This is a genomic window from Vibrio sp. 1180_3 (assembly GCF_029478545.1).
GTDB classification, from domain to species: Bacteria; Pseudomonadota; Gammaproteobacteria; order Enterobacterales; family Vibrionaceae; genus Vibrio; species Vibrio aestuarianus.
In genome coordinates, this window is sequence record NZ_SJFM01000003.1 from 19,242 (window position 1) to 37,003 (window position 17,762).

A 17,762-nucleotide genomic window follows, 5' to 3' on the forward strand; every position below is an offset into this window, starting at 1 on the left:
TGATGGTGTGTAGTCTGCGAAAGCTTCTCGTTATGGTATTCATTAGCCAACTGCTTATAGGCTGTGCGGCAAATTTTCCTGCGCCAGTTTCTGGACTCAACAAAGACTACAATTCCATTCCTCGTGGTAGCTATAGAGGTAGTTACTATGAAGTGCAAAAAGGCGATACGCTGTATTTTATATCTTATGTCACAGATAAAGATGTAAATGACCTGATCCGTTTCAATAATCTTAGCAAGCCTTACACTATTCGCCCTGGGCAAAAATTAATATTATGGATTCCTAACTACACAGCACCCGCTTATGGAGGGAATGGTGTAAGCGAAACAGTTGCGGTTGCAGCCACAACTGGTGCGGCTTCCAGTGTTTCATCAGCACCTATTTCGACTGTTAATTCGAGTAAAAACTCTAATGATAACAAGACCTATAATGCCACAAGTCAGTCGACTAAAGTGGCAAAAAAAGATCCGCCAAAGGTAGTTGATCAATCGAAATCAAAGGAGTATGTTGATTCAAAAGGTAAGCAGAATGTTAATGCTAATGTAACATCTGCTAAACCAAAGGATGAGAAGGTTGCAAAATGGCTATGGCCAACAAAAGGGAGAGTAATTAAGAACTTTTCAGCAGGCGATCAAGGAAATAAGGGTATCGACATCGCAGGACAGCGTGGTCAGCCCATAGTATCAACTGCAGCAGGAACCGTTGTCTATTCAGGAAATGCATTAAGAGGTTACGGCAATCTCGTGATTGTGAAACACAATGATAATTACCTCAGTGCTTATGCTCATAACGATCGGTTACTGGTACAAGAAGGACAAAGTGTCAAAGCTGGCCAAAAGATAGCAACCATGGGCAGCTCTGGAACGAGCAGTGTTCGTTTGCACTTTGAAATTCGATATCAAGGTAAGTCAGTGAATCCAAAGCGCTACTTGCCATAACATACTTGAAAGAGTCATGTAGCGACATTAGAAAGTAGTAATGTCTTGCTAGCTCGCCAGGGGGAGGCGCTATGAGTATCAGCAATGCAGTAACGAAAGTCGAAGAGTTTGAAGACCAAGATGTAATGGATACAGTCGAGGTTACAGAAGAGCTCACTACCACCAACAAGAAAGCCAGTCGTGCTCAAACTGAAGATGTAAAAGAGGAGTTTGATGCTTCAACGAAAACCTTAGATGCGACACAAATGTATCTAGGCGAAATTGGTTTTTCTCCTTTGTTAACCGCCGAAGAAGAAGTGCTTTATGCTCGTCGCGCATTGAGGGGTGATGAAGCCGCTCGTAAGCGTATGATAGAAAGCAACTTGCGCTTAGTGGTGAAAATTTCACGCCGTTATAGTAATCGCGGCCTAGCCCTACTCGATCTTATTGAAGAAGGGAATTTAGGTTTGATCCGTGCGGTGGAAAAATTTGACCCAGAACGCGGTTTTAGATTCTCAACTTATGCTACGTGGTGGATCCGTCAAACCATTGAGCGTGCGTTGATGAACCAAACTCGTACTATACGTCTTCCTATTCACGTGGTGAAAGAGCTTAATATTTATCTCCGTACCGCACGTGAATTGTCACAGAAACTTGACCACGAACCGACAGCGGAAGAGATCGCTTTTCAGTTGGATAAGCCGGTCGATGATGTCAGTAAAATGCTTCGCCTCAATGAGCGTATTAGCTCAGTAGATACACCGATTGGTGGTGATGGCGATAAGGCACTATTGGATATTATTCCAGATGCAAACAATTCTGATCCTGAAATCTCTACGCAAGATGATGATATTCGAAACTCATTGATTAATTGGCTCAATGAGCTCAATCCAAAACAAAAAGAAGTATTGGCACGTCGTTTTGGTCTATTAGGTTATGAACCATCAACATTGGAAGAAGTGGGCCGCGAGATTAATCTAACGCGTGAACGAGTTCGCCAAATTCAAGTGGAAGGATTACGTCGTTTAAGAGAGATCCTTGTTAAACAAGGCCTAAACATGGAGTCGTTGTTTAACATTGAAAACGATTAGTGATTACTAACAAAAACTGATAAGGGCACGGTGTTGAAACCGTGCCCTTTTTGTTTATTAAGTTAATTAGCTCGATATTTTTATAACAGTTTCTTTAAGCGATATAGCTCTTCTAAAGCTTGGCGAGGCGTTAGATCATCGGGAATGATGTTCGCTAATGCTTGCTCAACCTCACTCGGTTCCGGGATTAAGCTAAGTTGGTTTGCAATATCAACCGTTGCACTTTTCGTCGTGAGCGATTGTTGACTCATTAATTCTAGTTGTGACAATTTTGCCCGTGCATTTTTTATAACGGTTTTCGGTACACCTGCCAAGCCTGCAACAGCCAGTCCGTAAGATTTACTTGCCGCACCTTCTTGGACAGCATGCATAAAAGCAATACTTTCACCATGTTCGACAGCATCCAAGTGGACGTTGGCTAAATGAGGCAGTTGGTTAGGCAACTCGGTTAATTCAAAGTAGTGAGTGGCAAACAATGTGAGGGCACCAATTTTAGTCGCTAACCATTCCGCACTGGCCCAGGCTAAAGATAAACCATCATAAGTGCTCGTACCGCGGCCAATTTCATCCATCAATACTAAGCTGTTTGCTGTCGCATTGTGCAATATATTGGCCGTTTCTGTCATTTCCACCATGAATGTAGAACGACCAGAAGCCAGATCATCCGAGGCTCCAATACGGGTAAAAATACGATCAATCGAGCCAATTTTTGCCGATTCGGCGGGAACATAAGAACCAATATGTGCTAATAAGGTGATTAACGCCGTTTGACGCATATAAGTTGATTTACCTCCCATGTTAGGGCCGGTAATGATCAACATTTTACGTTGTGGGGTTAGCTCGATAGGATTAGCAATAAATGGGTCACTCATTACTTGCTCTACAACCGGGTGACGACCCGCTTGAATATGTATGGCGGGCTCATTACTTAATGTTGGGCGGCAGTAGTCTAAACTGTCAGCACGCTCTGCCAGGTTTTGCAGTACATCGATTTGAGATAACGATGACGCCAAGTTTTGCATCTGCTCAAGGTGAGGTAGCAATAAATCGAACAGCTCTTCCCAAAGTTGTTTTTCTACTGCTAATGCTTTTGATTTGGAATTAAGCACCTTATCTTCATGAGCTTTTAACTCAGGGATAATATAGCGTTCTGCATTTTTTAACGTTTGGCGGCGTATATAATGAGGAGGTACAAGGTGGCTTTGGCCTCGGCTCACTTGAATATAGAAACCGTGGACAGCGTTGTATCCGACTTTCAGCGTATCAATACCGTGGCGTTCACGCTCTTCCGCTTCCATTTTTTCAAGATATTCAGTCGCACCATTGGCTAAGTTGCGCCATTCGTCGAGTTCTGCGCTATAGCCATCGGCAATAACGCCACCGTCACGGATCACAACCGGCGGATTTTCTTTAATCGCTTTTTCAAGTAATTCACATAGCTCACCCAGCGGTTGAGCATATTGAGTGAGCTTCACTAAATAAGGTTGCGATAAATTTTGTAGCACCTCGTGGAGTTCTGGCAGTTGCTGCATTGCATGACGAAGGCGAGCCATATCTCGTGGGCGTGCTGAACGAAGAGCAAGTCGAGCCAAAATACGTTCAATGTCGCCAATTTGTTTGAGCACGGGGTGCAAATCAGTAAATAGTGTCTGTTGTTTGATTTCCCCAATTGCATCAAGCCGTTGGTTTAGCGTGTCCGTACAGCGCATTGGTTGATGTAACCAACGTTTTAGCATACGACTGCCCATCGGCGTTGCACAATGATCGAGTACTTCGGACAGTGTATTGTCAAAACCACCAGCAAGGTTTTGGGTTATTTCCAAATTACGGCGCGTTGCTGCATCCAAGATCACTGAGTGATCTTGGCGATCAAAGGTTAATGAGCGAATATGTGGTAGTGCGGTTCGCTGAGTATCTTTTACGTATTGGATCAAACAACCTGCAGCGCATAACCCAAGCTGGGCATGCTCAACCCCAAAACCAATTAGATCTCGTGTTGCAAATTGTTGATTAAGTTGCTGCTTTGCGGTTTCTAGCTCAAATTCCCACACTGGTCGGCGGCGGTTACCTTTGCGGTTTGCCATCAGTGATACCGGCTCAAAATCTTCCGGAAATAATAATTCACGAGGCGCAGTGCGTTGTAGTTCCGCCATCATCGCTTCATCGGTTTCTGGTTCGGTTAATTGAAAACGACCAGAGGTGATATCTAATGTCGCGTAACCAAATTTTCCATTTTGATGATAGATAGCTGCAATTAGGTTATCCACTCGTTCTGACAGTAGTGCTTCATCAGTCACTGTACCTGGTGTCACGATGCGTACTACTTTACGTTCAACCGGCCCTTTACTGGTTGCTGGGTCACCAATTTGTTCACAAATAGCGACTGATTCACCCTGTTGTACTAATTTTGCCAAGTAACCTTCTACAGCGTGATAAGGGACACCAGCCATTGGGATCGGTTCACCGGCAGAAGCTCCTCGCTTAGTGAGTGAAATATCTAATAGTTGAGAAGCACGTTTCGCATCATCGTAAAAAAGCTCGTAGAAATCGCCCATTCGATAGAACAACAAAATATCTGGGTTTTCGGCTTTTAAACGAAGATATTGTTGCATCATCGGTGTATGTGAGCTTTTCAACTCTTGATTTTTATTCGGCTTTTCTTTCATTTTTTAGATTCAATCGGTTACGAGATGGAGATATCTCTAAAATCCCATGCTATGCGGGAGAATTCCAGCATAAAACAGTAAAAGGGCTGTAAAATTAATTGGTAGGAAGAATAGCAAACCTATTACAGATAGAGCAATTGAGATGCGGGTATGAGGATACGTTTTGCTCTTTTCGAACGCGAATCAAAGCGTTAATGTTGTTTATTATATTAATAATCACTAGGGCGTGTCTGTAGATACCATTTCTCGCCACTGTGCACAAACCTAATTTAAGACCACTTGGGGCGCTTACGTAACACATCTACTCGTTAGCCTATACAGGCTATTTTTTAGGGATCTCATTTTATGAGAGAGCTTAAAGCTGACGATGTAAACCAGCTAACGTATTACACCATACATATCAAGAATCTTCTCTGACATGGGGGATGGGGAAAGTCGATAAGTGGATAGTATTTCAAGAAAAAGTGGATTGTTTACCATAAAACCCAACAAAGCCTGATTAAATCGCCGAACCAACTCTTGGGTAACATGTTCTTTTGGAAAAGCAACAAAGTACACGACTTCTTGATAGCCCCATCCATAAACAATGTTGTCTAAGTTTAGAGTTTGAATCTTAAACTGACCAACATCACGATTACTGTAATAAGCATCAACTCGGCGCATATTAAGCATATGAAGTATGCTCAGTGTAGCATCTGTCTTCTTTACTATATCCATTGGCTCATAACCAGAGTTTGTAAGTTTTTCTTGAAGAGTAAGCAAAGAACTATAAGTATTTGAAGGACTGAATACCATAACTTTCAGATTTTGTAAGTTTTTCAATACATCTAGCGAAGTTGAGAAATCTTTGCGGATAAAGAACCCATATTCAGAAACCACAATTGGAGCAGAAAAGTAGTATGTGGACATGCGCTCCTCGTTCCAACCTATGGGGAATATAGCTATAGACTGCCCTGAATTCACCAACTGTTTAGCTCTCCTTTGTGGCCAATATCTAATATCACATTCATTTTCCATCCGATTACATACTTCTTTCACAATATCTACAAAAGGACCTGTCAGCTGGCCTTGTTCTCCTATGGTTGTGTACGGAGCAAACTCAAATGTGGCAAATGATATCTTACCATATGAGGGAAAAGCCCAGATTGAGTTTAACCACATCATCAAAAGAAACTTATATAAATATCGTTCAGCCATAATAATACCTTACAAAAGCTTGAACTGCGAAAGCAGTGTATTCAGTTGATTTGAAAGAGTAGAAAGTTGTCTGGATTGCTCAACACCTTGTTGAGACTCAGTCATAAATGAGTCGGCGACTTCACGAATTGCATCGGTATTCCTTCCAATCTCATCGGTGACTGATGTTTGCTCCTCGGCAGCAGTCGCTATTTGGGTTGACATGTCGCTAATCTGGCTGATTGCTTTAGCTATTTCACTGAATGCGTCGCTTGCATCTTGTGCATCTCCTACACTGGTTGTTGCCAACTCATGGCACTCTGCCATGACATCTACTGCGTCTTCAGTTGTTGCTTTTAATGTGGTAATCATTGTGGTAATTTCTTCTGTCGATTTATGTGTGCGTTGAGAAAGCACTCTTACCTCATCCGCAACAACAGCAAAACCTCTACCTTGCTCACCAGCTCGAGCCGCTTCTATCGCAGCGTTCAATGCAAGCAAATTGGTCTGCTCGGCAATATCGCTTATCGTACTAACTATCGTGTTTATTTCCTGTCCGTGGGCACTTAGCTTACTGATAATTTCTGTAGCTCCATTTACTTGAGATGAAAGACTCTCAATTGAGCTTTGACATTGTTTTGCTACTTTTTGGCCTTTATCGCTGATTTTAACAGAGTCGGATGCAGCATTAGCTGTCTGTTCACAATTGTTTGCAATCTCTTGTGTAGCAGAAGCCATCTCTGTAACAGCCGTCGCTACCATCGTTACTTCATCTTGCTGAGCTTTTGCTTGCGCCTCTTGTTTTGATGCAGCTAGAGACACGTGTTCCGCTTGCATATTCACATGTTCTGTCACGTTTCTAACCTTACATAACAATTCCTGTAGTTGGGTGACAAACAAATTAAAGTTCTCTGCAAGCATCCCCACTTCGTCACGGCTACGTACTTCAATCCGCTGTGTTAAATCACCGTCACCTTCAGAGATTATTTTAAGGGCTGAAGAAACAGTAAGAAGGTTTGCAAATAGTGCCTTTATTAAGGGAACAACAAAGATCAATGTTGCACAAATCAACACAGAAGCAACTAGCAGTAAAAATAAAGATAACCTCTTCACAGGGTTCAACAAAATGTCTTTTTGACTGGCCATTACTATAGACCAATTTGAGTTGGGGATTACCTGTGCTGCTGCCAAATACTCAATACCTGAAATTGATATTGTGGGGAGGATATCAGCACCAGTGAAACTTATCAGTCGAGATAAAGGTACATCAACACCGATCTCATTATAGTTTCTATTTCGTAAATCCTGATTCGGGTGCGCGATCACTATCCCGTCGTTTGACACAATGAAAGCGATACCATTTCCAGGTACGTTCATATCTGAAATATCCTTTGTTAGGCTGCTAAGGCTAACACTTGCACCAACAACGCCAACAAACTCGCCGCCCGTAAATAGGGACTTCGCAATGGTTACAGTTAAATCGCCCGTAGAAGCGGCTAAGAATGGTTTAGTAACAACAACATCTCTGCTATTACTGGCAAGTTTGTACCAATCCCTTAGGCGTGGATCATACCCTTCGACGGTATTTAAACCTGTATTACGATACATATCACCACTCGCCAGTCCTAGATAGACAAGCTCAAAACCTGACGCTCGTTTAGTCTGTTCTAGATGACGTAAGATATCATCCGCATCGTTAGCCTCTGATAATGCCAAGTTTAGCGCAGAAATAGCTAATTTTCTGCTATCTAACCAGCTCCCAGTTTCCTGCGCTGCCAACTTGAGATAATTATTAGTATGTGAGGCAATCATCTTTTGCGTTTCTTCTGTTACTTTAAAGTACGATATGCTTGTTAAAACAATCGTAGTTAAAGCTAGTGCCGCTGTAAAAGCAAGTGCAACTTTGTGCGTAAGCTTAAGAGCCATAAAAGGTTACTCCCCGTTAAATTAATTTAATGTGCTCATTCAAGTATAGATATAATTATCAATATAATATTTTATATTCTTTTTTCTAAAAGACTTAATAAAGCACAGTTCCACATAGCTTTGTTCAGAGCGGAGAGCTCACCCCTCAGGGGGCAAACGGGTCAATCATTAGCAAACTTAAGTGAATTTACGGCAATTACAACTTGCATTGATTACGAAGAGTTTGACAGTTATGCTTCCAAACAAACGTACCTAACAGTCGAAGCTTCGTGCTGTTGCCCCATTGGGAGAGTGCAAGGCTTGATGTCATTGAGCACTTCAATGTCAGTTGCTCGATGAAATTCTTGAGTTTGTGAAACAGCTCTTGATACGAAATCAAACTTAATGGATAAAGCCACCAACCATAAAAATGGCTGGTGGCTTTTAGTTGCTCTTACTGTGGGTTCAAGCCAAGAAGTGTTAATACTTTATTGAAGTTATCACGACGTTCTTCAACGTTGTGCACATCACCAGTATCACAGGTTAAATCAGGACATCCTCGGTTAACGATACCTGATACGTCATCAATGAATTGAGTTCCCTTCATACCACCATCAACATACTTTTTAAGTTCGTTATGGTAGTTCCAACCTTGATACAAGCCACTTTCATCAGGATAAGCTTGTACCGATGTTACCCAGTAAAATAGACCTGCAATCCACTTAATTTCTTTATTTTCTTCTGAACTACAGATAAGTCCAGGGTTAGAACAGAAATCAAGTTCAGCATATAGAGGGTTCGTTGGTGGAGCCTCGACTGTTAGCCCATCAATGGTTTGACCAATCGTGCTTGGATCTACATGAGATCTACCCAGGTAGTGGTTCAGAGTACCAAAGTTCTGACGACCTGTGGTTTGAATAACACCACGGCCCCACCAGCCACAGCCTTGAACGCTTTCTTGGCTGCTGCCATCCCAAAGGAATGTACCGGCTTTTTGGCCTACGTAAACTTTACACTCATCACGTTCCCATACTTGCTTAGAAGTATCGACCGTTTCTGGCACTTCATTACAGTGACCATTGTTAGTCCAACGACCAGCAAAACCATTAACAAGCAAGCCACGCTCTTCTAGCACAGCATCAGGTGCTGCGAACACTGGAGCTGGCGCGCCATACCACTGTGCATGAGTTAGAGCGCTTACTTCCATCTTATCGTTACGAGGACAAGAATAAGCATGGTCTAAACCAGAAATAGGGTTGACACCGTAATCGGCATAACGCTGACCAAGCTGACCACAACTTGCTGCCATAGGGTAATCCGTAGGTGCGCCCCATCTTGATTCTGACCAGTTGTTTTCATCACAGGCATTGTAGCGAATCGTTTCTTGCATACTTTGTGCTAAGAATGCAGCGATCGCGACTTTCGCATACTTGATGTTGGTCTCTTCATCTGCATTTTCATCAATCAGCCAGAATTTATTTCCAGCGACACCAATGTTATGCATTGCACTTAGACCATCAAGGAAGTCTTGCCATTTGTATACTGTTGATGGAATCCACTGTGATTGTGGTGTTTCAAACAAGAAGGCTTGATTATTCATCACATCTTCAGCTGCGATGAGTTGTCTGTTCAACTCTTCGATAGCGGTTAGTGGTCCCTCATGAGAGCCATCACCAGCGTAATAAAGTGGAACTTGAGCTCCTTGGTACTCTTCGATCTTGCTTGTTAGCTCAGAACTGTTTTGGTCAAACTTGATAGCAAATACGTTACTAAAGGCCGCTTTACGTAGTTGACGTTCTGCTGTTGTTTTACCCATAAAGTACTGCGCAGCTTGAGCTGTTGGGATATCAGCTAACATAACTGGAGTTTTAACGTAGTCACTCACTTGCTTAACGTATTCAAGAGCGTTGTGCCATTGTTCACCATCTAGAGCTGGAGTTTCACTCGATTTAGTGTAAACAAGGAAATCCGCTTTATAGCTTGATTCTAGATCGTAAAGCTCAAAGTCATTTAGCATATCTGCAGAGTATTGAGATGCAGAATCCCAAACAGACTGACGACCAGAATGTTTGTTATAAGCGAAGTCACCGATACTCACTGTCCAACCGAATGTTGCTTGTGGTGCAACCGTTGAGATCACCAAGTTATAGGCTTGAGCCCAACCTTTTGCGTCATTGGTCAGAGTATTCACTTCATCGATGTCAATATTCGCGCCAGTGATATCAATCGCTTGAACCAAAGCTTGTTTTACTGCAACGGAGCCTAAGCCTTGTCCTTTGTCCATTGTGGCTTTATCAAGCACATCACCTTTGATAATAATGGATGATGTTGCTGCATTTTTACTTGCTTCAATCAATGCAACGAAGCTGCTGGTTAATTTAGCCAGATCGGCAATCTCATCACTATTTACCGTATCAATAACGATTGAGCTAGGTGCTGCTGTTGATGGGCTTGCTACAACCAAATGATTCGGCCAACCAGCGACTTCCAATCGAACCGGATCTAATGGATTCGGTAGCGAAAGAAGAGGGGCTGTCCCTGGTGGTGTGCCATCACAGTTCACATGGTGGTTCCATGAACCATCGCTACCTGGTGTAGATTGAGTCCAGTAGATTGCCTCATAAGCGATATTGTTGTGCACCATAATGTCGCCATTCGATGCATGATCTCCACGTGTCCAGTCTGGGTAAACGTTAAAGTCATCACACAATTCGCCCGTTGGTGGTGGCGGTGGTGGCGGTGTGATTTCTTCCTCGTTAATCGTAATTTGAATCGACGCACGAGCAGCTAGATCACTGTCATCAATAGCGATGGTTTCAAGCGTAACATTGCCTGGAGTGGTCGCATTCCAGTTACACGCAAACTCGGTCTCAGTTCTAGCATCAAACTCACAGATTTGTTGATTGTTTGCTTTTACTACAACTGACACTAAGTTTTCATCTTTGTCTGTAGCTTGTACTGCAATTGCTACAGTTGCTGGTACATCAAACTTTGAGCCGTTATTTGGACTAATAAAGCGTACTTCTGGAGCTGATGGTAATTCTTCTTCCTCGAAGACATTAACGTTAACTGATTGTTGTTCAATCAATTGATTATCAGCAGCATATACATAAACAGATATTGCAGCGCTACCAACCTCAGTTGGTGTCCATGATTGAGAATAAAGTTCTTTGCTTTTCTCAACGTTCTGTTCACCAAACTTGCCGTTGTTGACCCAAAATTCTACTTTTTCAGCACCGCCCCCTACAATGCGAGTTGTGATGCTTGTGTTTTGATTCAATTCAAGTGAATCATTGTTATTAGGAGAAACAATAGAGAACTCTAATTGAGGTGGATCGATAGGAGGATCAGTTGGACCATTCCCGTCGTCTGGACAATCGACTAAGTCCCAGAACCAAGAGCTAGCGGATGGAGTTTCCCAAGTGCCAGGACTGTTTTTAGCGATAAAGCACTCACCATTATAGGAAACCATATCACCATTATTTACTTGGGTTTGACCTGGAATAAATGGAGTGACGTCACCCGGACCCGGCTCTGGTCCTGGCTCTGGACCAGGACCTGGCGTTGGTTCGGTGTCACCAATGAGTTTCCATGGTGAATCCCAATCATTCGCATAGTCATCTGTTGGACTTTGGCCTGGGTTTGCCCACCACTTAGCTTCATACAATTGACCGTCTACATTAACCTGAGAACCCTTAGGATATGATTGACTGCTGTCATAAGGTTCAGCGGCGTACAAATAGCCGCTAAATAGCACGCCGGCTAATACTAGGGCTAATTTATTTTTCTTAAGCATCTTTTTATTCCCTTAATAGTTATGAATACGTCTTAGCGACGAAATTTAGTCATTAAGAGGCGCTGCGCTTAAACAGCACCTCTTAACGATGGTTTAGTTGTGAGAAATCATCTCGTTGAAGTATTCAACTTGCTCTTGCATAGAGAGGCCTTCGCTATTTGAGCCTAATGTCCAAATAAAGAAACCACCGTATCCTTGAGCTTTCTGCCATTTTGAACGCTCAATATTATTTTCACGAGTTTCAACAAATTGGCCAGCTGGGCCCCATTGTTTATTGATTGTCGCACCTAGCACGATTTTTGATGGGTCACCAACGTGTTTGGCATAGTTCGCCATAGCAATGTCATACTTGAAGTTTTGACCTGCGTCGTAAGCCATTACGTTGAAGAAATCAATGCTATCTTTAGTGTTCTGAAGAAGCGAGATAACCTCCCCATGATGGCTTGAGCGATCCGGTTCAATAAATGAACAGTTTTCGTATACATTTGGGTTTTCACACTCAACAGGGTCCGCACCTACGTGGTAAGTCGTCAACGAGATAATCTTACTCATGCCAACTTTGGCACGAATCAAATCAATCAACGCTTCTAGGTTACGGTTCTCTTGTTCAGTGAGGCGTGCGGCCTTTTCGTAGTCGAAATCGATACCATCAATGCTGACATAACCAGCAAGTTGATACTTGCTGTAATCACATTCGCCAGACCAGTCGGTCGCAAGACATTCACCAACCATTTCTTCTGGTTTGAGGTTCTTCTTGTACACTGGATAAGGCTTGTTCATCATTTCAACAAGGCCATTTGCAATCGCTTCGCGTGCCGCTGGAGAGGCCATGTGAGCCCACATGCCTTCATGCGTTTGCCCGCCAAATGCAACCATCATGGTTTTATTTGGATAACTATGTTTCAGCTCTGTCCATGACTGGTAGCCAGGAGCCATCCAAGAGTCGTTGTAAGACGGTTCAATCATTCCATCCGTTACTTGGATGTTACCGTTAGAGTCCCACTGACCAAAAGACAAGAAGTAAGCGTCACCTTGAGAGTTTTGAAGTTCTTCAATATTTGTCAGGCCCCAAGACGTCAAGTAAGTAATTGAACGATCTGGGTTATCACGTAAACCTGTTTCTGGTTTCGCTTCCTGTACTTCAATCGTCGATACTGGGCTCGCTAGTGTGTCACCTTCAGTATTGATGGCAATAGCCTCAATGGTGTGAGTCCCTTCTTGTGCACCAATCCACTCATATTCGTATGGTGCTTTATTCAGAGTGACTAGCTCTGTTCCATTGACTTTGAAGGTCACTGATTTAATAGAGCCAACGAAGCTTTCTGCGTCAGCGGCAAGTTTAATGCTACGTCCCTGCGTGAATTTTGAACCATCCAATGGAGAGGTAAGACCGACAACAAGATCTCGATCGGTAATCGCTAGTGTAATTGGTGCTGTTGCCGCTGATGCACCTTTGTCATCATAAGCTGCAGTGACTAATTCATAAGCGCCTTCTGCCTGACCTGGAACTGTCAGTTTGTATTGATCGCCTGATGTTGGTTGTGTTGCTGTGGCTACAACCTTACCGTTAAGCAGTGCTTCTACTTTTACGACTTCGCCATCTTCATCAGTCGCATTAACAATCACGTCAAAAGATTTATTTGGAGATAGGCGATCACCGTTAGATGGACTCTCTAAACCAATTACAGGTACCGCGTTTGGATCACATTGACCTTCTGATTGCCAAGCATCTTTCCAAGCATCGGGGTAGTTAGGATGTCCAGTTCCTGGTGCCCATACTGGGTCACCACACCAGCCAAATACTGTACATGAAAAGACTTCACCAACATTCGAAACGCGATCGCCAACTTGGTAGCTGACTCCGTCTTGATATGGTGCGACATCACCACAGCTGTTGCTCGATTCGGTAACGGTAATTTGTACGCTTGTCGTGTTTGACAGGTTCTGTTCATCAGTAGCGATGGCACTCAGTGTGACACTGCCTGCTTGTGAAGGCTGCCAATCACAATCAAATTGATCGACTTGCTTAGCATCAAATTCACAAACTTGAGCGTTATTGGCTTTGATGACCACTGAGGTTAAGTCATCATCATAATCGAACGCATCAACAGAGATCGATACCGTTTCTGTTTTATTAAAAGTCGCGCCATTTTCTGGGGTAATGAAGCGAACTTCTGGTGCTGAGAACTCGTGATCAGATTCAACTTCAACCGTAACCGATTGTTGTTTAACCTGTTGGTTTTGCTCATCAAACACAAGCACATTGATGGTTGTTAAACCCAGTTCACTCGGCGTCCAAGATTGCGAGTAATCTGTTGTGTCTTGCTCGATATTCTGCTCGGCAAGTTTACTGCCAGCGACCCAAAACTCGACTTTAGACGCGAGCTCGCCTTCAACAGAAATTGTAATGTCGGTCGCTTCATTGGATACCAATCTTTGTCCATCAATAGGAGCAAGAATGGACAATTCTAATTCTGGCGCTGGTGTTGGCGGCTGCTCACCACCTGAACCATTAAATTTGATTGAGTTTTCAAACGATTTGAAATCAGGAAGTTGGCTATTAAGTCCAAAGGAAAGAGTAAATGATGCGTCACTAGGGAGTGCATTTTTAACCCATGCACCGTTATCAAATTTATAGGTGATAGTGTGATAAACACCTTCAGCAGTGAATTCATGCTCAATACTCCAGCTCGGGTATGAGAGTGCTGAAGATGAAAAATTAACATCATTTATAGCATTAGGTAGTAAAAAATCTACCGTAGACTCATTCATATCAATTTCTTGATTGGAAGTGTTCTTAATTTCAACGCTATAAGTGCTCCACCATTGGCTTTCATTTGCTGAAACATCAATATTCACATTTTCAGCTACAGCAGCGGCAATAGGGCTTAAACTAAACCCTGCAACAAGAAGCATTGCGGCTCCTAATGTTTTTTTCATGGTATATCCTTTGAAATTAACCTTGTTTAGGTTGTGTTGACTGTTATAGGTAATGATATTTTTATTATTTGTATTTTTAATGTTTATTGTATTACTCATTATTTTGGTTAGTGATTATTTGGCGAAGAGCTGTTGATTAAACTATTTTATTAATTAGAACGCTTAATTTATTAATATGGATTTTATTAATTTTAATTATATAGTCAGCTTTAAAGGGGTGAGCTTGCTCTTTTTTTATGAATTTTTATTCATTCACCTTTGTGCTGCTCGGTTGCTTTTTGCAATAAGCTCATAATTATGATGGATAAAAACACAAAGGCGCAAGTGGGATAATTCTTACCAAAGAATGCTGTTAATTTTTTATGAATCATTATGCATTTTGTTTGTTTGAGGAAGGTTGGAGTGTGGCGGTGTTTTAAATTGTGAGGTCTTGCCAGAAAAAATATCAAAACGTATCTTGATAATAAAAATATTAATGTTTTTTTAATTAAATATCACTTGTTATACGTTATTGTTGTGTTCCTTTTTTGTTAAAAATAATCATATCTAGCTCGTTGGGTTTTAAGTGACTTAATTTTTTTGAAATATTTTGTTACCATTTGCCAACTATATGTTTTTATAAATTGAACTAAATAAGAAATTTTTAATGAAATTATTATTTGATGAAGTTATCCACAATATCCCAATTAAAAATTATTGCGAATCAAGTTGAGTATCGATGTATTTGCGAATCAAAACATTATTGTTATGGTGAATGAATTGTGTGGTTACCACTTTTGTTTATTAAGATAGCGGCATAGGATAGAAGAATTCTACTTCTATTAAAAAGGCGTAGCGGGGATTAAGCATGGAATCACAGCAGCAACTGAGTCAAGACGTCGGTCAACTTTTATTCGCACATAAACTGGTATTAGCGACAGCTGAATCATGTACTGGTGGTGGGGTAGCAACTGCTATCACCGATATAGCGGGTAGTTCAGCATGGTTTGACAGAGCTTTTGTTACCTATAGTAATGAAGCTAAAATCGAGATGATAGGAGTTAGTCCTGTCACTTTAGAAAAATATGGCGCGGTGAGTGAACCTATCGTTATTGAAATGGTTCATGGGGCTCTGAAACACTCGCGTGCAACCATCGGGGTTTCTATCAGCGGTATTGCAGGACCAAGCGGTGGCAGTGATGAAAAACCTGTAGGTACAGTATGCTTTGCTTGGGCGGATAAGCAAGGTTGGCTAAAAGTCGAAACTCAACATTTTATTGGTGGTAGAACAGCAGTACGAACTCAAGCGATTGATCATGCATTGCAAGCGTTACATGATCACCTAGTGTGATGATGTGTGAGAAATGTTCGTTGATTGAGAAAAAATATCACACAGCTATAGACACTGTATGAATCAACAGTATAATTAATCCCAATTGACGACGTAAGAGTCGATAAAAAATAACGCACCGCAACCAAGAGCGAAAGTTTGGAGAAAGTAATGGACGAAAATAAACAGAAGGCGTTGGCCGCAGCATTAGGTCAAATTGAAAAGCAATTCGGTAAAGGTTCGATCATGCGCCTAGGTGATAACCGTACGATGGATGTTGAAACCATCTCTACTGGTTCACTTTCTCTGGATATTGCATTGGGTGCTGGTGGCTTACCAATGGGGCGTATTGTTGAAGTCTATGGCCCGGAATCGTCAGGTAAAACAACGCTGACATTAGAACTGATTGCTGCTGCTCAACGTGTGGGAAAAACATGTGCCTTTATCGATGCTGAGCACGCTCTTGATCCAATCTACGCTAAAAAGCTTGGTGTCGATATTGATGCTCTGCTTGTTTCTCAGCCTGATACTGGCGAGCAAGCATTAGAAATTTGTGATGCATTGGCTCGTTCCGGTGCGATTGACGTGATTGTTGTCGACTCGGTCGCAGCATTAACACCTAAAGCTGAAATTGAAGGCGAGATGGGCGATAGCCATATGGGTCTTCAAGCTCGTATGCTTTCGCAAGCAATGCGCAAGCTTACGGGTAATCTCAAGCAGTCAAACTGTATGTGTATCTTCATTAACCAAATTCGTATGAAGATTGGTGTCATGTTTGGTAACCCAGAAACGACAACTGGTGGTAATGCGCTTAAATTCTATGCATCTGTACGTTTAGATATTCGTCGTACCGGCTCTATCAAAGAGGGCGATGAAGTGGTTGGTAACGAAACGCGCATTAAAGTTGTGAAGAACAAAATTGCAGCGCCATTTAAACAAGCTGAGACCCAGATCCTATATGGACAAGGCTTTAACCGCGAAGGTGAGCTGGTTGATCTTGGTGTTAAGAACAAGTTGGTAGAAAAAGCAGGTGCTTGGTATAGCTACAATGGCGATAAAATTGGCCAAGGTAAGGCTAACGCTTGTAAGTATCTACGTGAGAATCCAACAGCTGCAGCTGCGATAGACGCTAAGCTTCGTGAAATGCTGCTTAGCCCAACAGAGCTTGTAGCGGAAGACGCTGAGATCGCTGAGTTGCCGAAAGAAGAAGAATTTTAACCATCACTAAATGTGAATTAAGCCCTGCATGCAGGGCTTTTTTTATCTGCGCTGTTTAAGGATTAGTATGTACCCATCAAACTCGAAACTCACATCGTCCTGCAAAGAAAGTGCACTACAACTGCTGAGCAGACGTGATCATGGTGAATATGAGTTGTACCAGAAACTACTCTTAAAAGGCTTTGAGATAGAAAAAGTCGATGAAGCAATGACTTATTGTCGAGAGCATCAATACTTAGATGATTTACGATACGCGAAAAGTCAGGTCAGACAGCATGTAGCTAAAGGCCATGGTGAAAGACGAATTTGCCAAGAATTAAACCAAAAGCGTGTCAGTAGCGAAATTGTTGAACAAGCGTTAGAGCAAGAACCTCAAGATTGGTTTGAATTGGCAAAAGCAGCTGCTGAAAAAAAATTCAGAGAACCTGCGGCAAAAGGCTCAAAAGAATATGCAAAACAAGTTCGGTTTTTGCAATATCGAGGTTTTAGCTTTGAACATATAAGCTACGCGCTGTCAGAATTAGAAATGTAACCCCCTCATTTTTAATAGCGTCTTGAGGTTAACTATCAATCTATCGGCTATCCCCAAGTAACTTGAGGTTACTGGGGGATATTTATCTTTCCGCTTCGCTAACTAGTGCTAGAGATCGGTTGTTTATGGTCTCTTGCCTTTTCCATAAGAAAACTAGTCGAATACTTGTCCATGCTTTACAATAACGCAAAATTCTAACTTGAGTATTTCAG

General features: G+C 42.1%; 10 protein-coding genes. 5 read left to right on the forward strand and 5 right to left on the reverse strand.

Annotation, left to right across the window (positions count from 1 at the left end; all coding sequences use genetic code 11):
- Positions 1–2: 2 nt before the first annotated feature.
- Positions 3–938, forward strand: a complete 936-nt coding sequence (gene nlpD, locus EYW48_RS02890; protein WP_277431874.1) for a murein hydrolase activator NlpD — start codon at positions 3–5, stop codon at positions 936–938.
- A gap of 71 nt (positions 939–1,009) precedes the next feature.
- Positions 1,010–2,008, forward strand: a complete 999-nt coding sequence (gene rpoS, locus EYW48_RS02895; RefSeq protein WP_168523346.1) for an RNA polymerase sigma factor RpoS — start codon at positions 1,010–1,012, stop codon at positions 2,006–2,008.
- Between the two features lie 80 nt (positions 2,009–2,088).
- Here the strand turns inward: rpoS and mutS are convergent, their stop codons facing one another.
- The 5 genes from mutS to EYW48_RS02920 form a co-directional block, all read right to left on the reverse strand.
- Positions 2,089–4,674, reverse strand: a complete 2,586-nt coding sequence (gene mutS / locus EYW48_RS02900; RefSeq protein WP_172533636.1) for a DNA mismatch repair protein MutS — start codon at positions 4,672–4,674, stop codon at positions 2,089–2,091.
- Between the two features lie 378 nt (positions 4,675–5,052).
- A complete protein-coding gene (locus EYW48_RS02905) occupies positions 5,053–5,871 on the reverse strand; it encodes a transporter substrate-binding domain-containing protein (RefSeq protein WP_171981392.1) in 819 nt (272 codons plus the stop codon).
- A gap of 9 nt (positions 5,872–5,880) precedes the next feature.
- Positions 5,881–7,776 (reverse strand): methyl-accepting chemotaxis protein, encoded by a 1,896-nt coding sequence (locus EYW48_RS02910; protein ID WP_171981391.1) that lies wholly within the window; start codon positions 7,774–7,776, stop codon positions 5,881–5,883.
- 433 nt (positions 7,777–8,209) lie between these two features.
- Positions 8,210–11,551 carry an Ig-like domain-containing protein gene (locus tag EYW48_RS02915; protein WP_277431842.1) on the reverse strand — a complete coding sequence of 1,114 codons (3,342 nt, stop codon included), beginning with the start codon at positions 11,549–11,551 and terminating at the stop codon, positions 8,210–8,212.
- 93 nt (positions 11,552–11,644) lie between these two features.
- Entirely contained in the window at positions 11,645–14,491 is a 2,847-nt protein-coding gene (locus EYW48_RS02920) for an Ig-like domain-containing protein (protein WP_277431843.1), read from the reverse strand.
- 847 nt (positions 14,492–15,338) lie between these two features.
- Here EYW48_RS02920 and pncC point away from each other — a divergent pair.
- The 3 genes from pncC (at position 15,339) to recX (ending at position 17,550) form a co-directional block, all read left to right on the forward strand.
- Positions 15,339–15,821 carry a nicotinamide-nucleotide amidase gene (gene pncC, locus EYW48_RS02925; RefSeq protein ID WP_171979605.1) on the forward strand — a complete coding sequence of 161 codons (483 nt, stop codon included), beginning with the start codon at positions 15,339–15,341 and terminating at the stop codon, positions 15,819–15,821.
- Positions 15,822–15,971: 150 nt separating this feature from the next.
- On the forward strand, positions 15,972–17,018 hold the full coding sequence (recA, locus tag EYW48_RS02930) for a recombinase RecA (RefSeq protein WP_053311359.1): 1,047 nt from the start codon (positions 15,972–15,974) through the stop codon (positions 17,016–17,018).
- Between the two features lie 67 nt (positions 17,019–17,085).
- Positions 17,086–17,550, forward strand: a complete 465-nt coding sequence (gene recX, locus EYW48_RS02935) for a recombination regulator RecX (RefSeq protein ID WP_053311358.1) — start codon at positions 17,086–17,088, stop codon at positions 17,548–17,550.
- Positions 17,551–17,762: the final 212 nt, after the last annotated feature.